The following is a 1,383-nucleotide window of genomic DNA, read 5'->3' as shown; positions in this document are numbered from 1 at the left end:
GGTAGTGTCAAGGGTTTTTCGCAAAAATAGTTTGTTCCAACATCAGATTTAGGCTACATTTCCTTTCTTTCCGCTCTTTTCCAGTTCCCGTTTCAGCTCGTTTTCCTTTTCCTGCTCGTAAAGGTGCTTCATATTCAGGTACCTCTTGGAGCCCCATTCCTTCGAGGCGACATGCCTTAGCCTTGCGCAGACAAGCATCAGGGCCGATTCACCGTCTGGGAAGCAGCCTACAACCCGTGTTCTCCGGCGTATCTCGCGGTTGAGTCGTTCGAGGATGTTGTTCGTCCGGATATTGCGCCAGTGCTGGCTGGGGAACTCCAGGTACGTCAGCGTTTCGCCAACTCCCTTCGCGTACATGTCCGCGGCCGAGTTCAGTTTCATCTCGCGCAACTTGCGTTCAACGTCCTTGACCTTGGCTAGCGTGGCCTCGCGGTCCTCCTGGGCGTAGGTGGCCTTGAGGAGGGCGGCCACTGCGGCGAACTTGTTGCGGGGCACCTTCGTGAACACGTTCCTGAAGAAGTGAACCGTACAGCGCTGCCATTTGACATCCGGGAAGACCTCCGATGCGGATTCCAGGAAGCCCAGGTGCTTGTCTGAGGTGAACAGGCGCACCCCCTTCAGGCCGCGTTCCTTCAGGCTTAGCAGGAACGATTTCCAGCATTCCTTGCTCTCGCTCGCACCTTCCGCCGCACCGAGGATCTCGCGGTAGCCGTCGCCGTTTACGCCTATGGCCACAAGCACCGACACGCTGGTCATTTCGCCTCCCCAGCTGCGCTTCAGGTAGATGCCGTCCACGAACACGTAGGGGTATTCGCCGGAGAGCGGTCTGTTGCGCCACTCCTCGATCTTGCCGTACACCTTCTGGTTCAGGTTGCTGACCGTCGAGGCGCTTACGCGGGAGCCCCACAGGAGCTCGGTGACGTCCTCCACGCGGCGCACGGATACGCCAGCCAGGTACATCTCGATGAGCGATTCCTCCACGGACGATTCCCTGCGCCTGTAGCGCTCTATGATGGCTGTCTCGAACGGGGCCAGGCGCAGTTTCGGGACGGCGATGTCGAGCTCTCCCGCTCCCGTGAGCAGTTTCCTGTGGTAGTGGCCGCTGCGGTAGTTCCTGCGGCCTTCGGAGCGTTCGTGCTTTTCGGCATTGCAGAGGTCTGCCGCCTCCTCGTCTAGCATGGCGTTGAGCGTGTCCTCGACTGTGCCACGGATGAGCGTTTTCAGGTCGTCCTTGAGGCCGGCTTCGTCGATTTTGATTATATTTCTTTCCATAGGATGGTCCTTTTTTTGTGTTTGATTTGTGGTTATTTCAAATCTAAAAATTGGAACATCCTATTTTTTTACCCCCTTAGCGGAATTTGCGAAAGAAAATATACGTTACCA

Annotated in this window: 1 protein-coding gene; it reads right to left on the bottom strand. The window is 56.5% G+C overall.

What is annotated here, in order from left to right; genetic code table 11:
• Nucleotides 1-48 precede the first annotated feature (48 nt).
• Nucleotides 49-1,308 carry an IS256 family transposase gene (locus BUC02_RS15575; RefSeq protein WP_256375177.1) on the bottom strand — a complete coding sequence of 420 codons (1,260 nt, stop codon included), beginning with the start codon at nucleotides 1,306-1,308 and terminating at the stop codon, nucleotides 49-51.
• Nucleotides 1,309-1,383 lie beyond the last annotated feature (75 nt).

Origin of the sequence: Fibrobacter sp. UWOV1 (assembly GCF_900142495.1) — a bacterium.
Classification (GTDB): Bacteria; Fibrobacterota; Fibrobacteria; order Fibrobacterales; family Fibrobacteraceae; genus Fibrobacter.
Note: the sequence above shows the minus strand (reverse complement) of the source record. Positions and strands in the feature narration are given on the sequence as shown.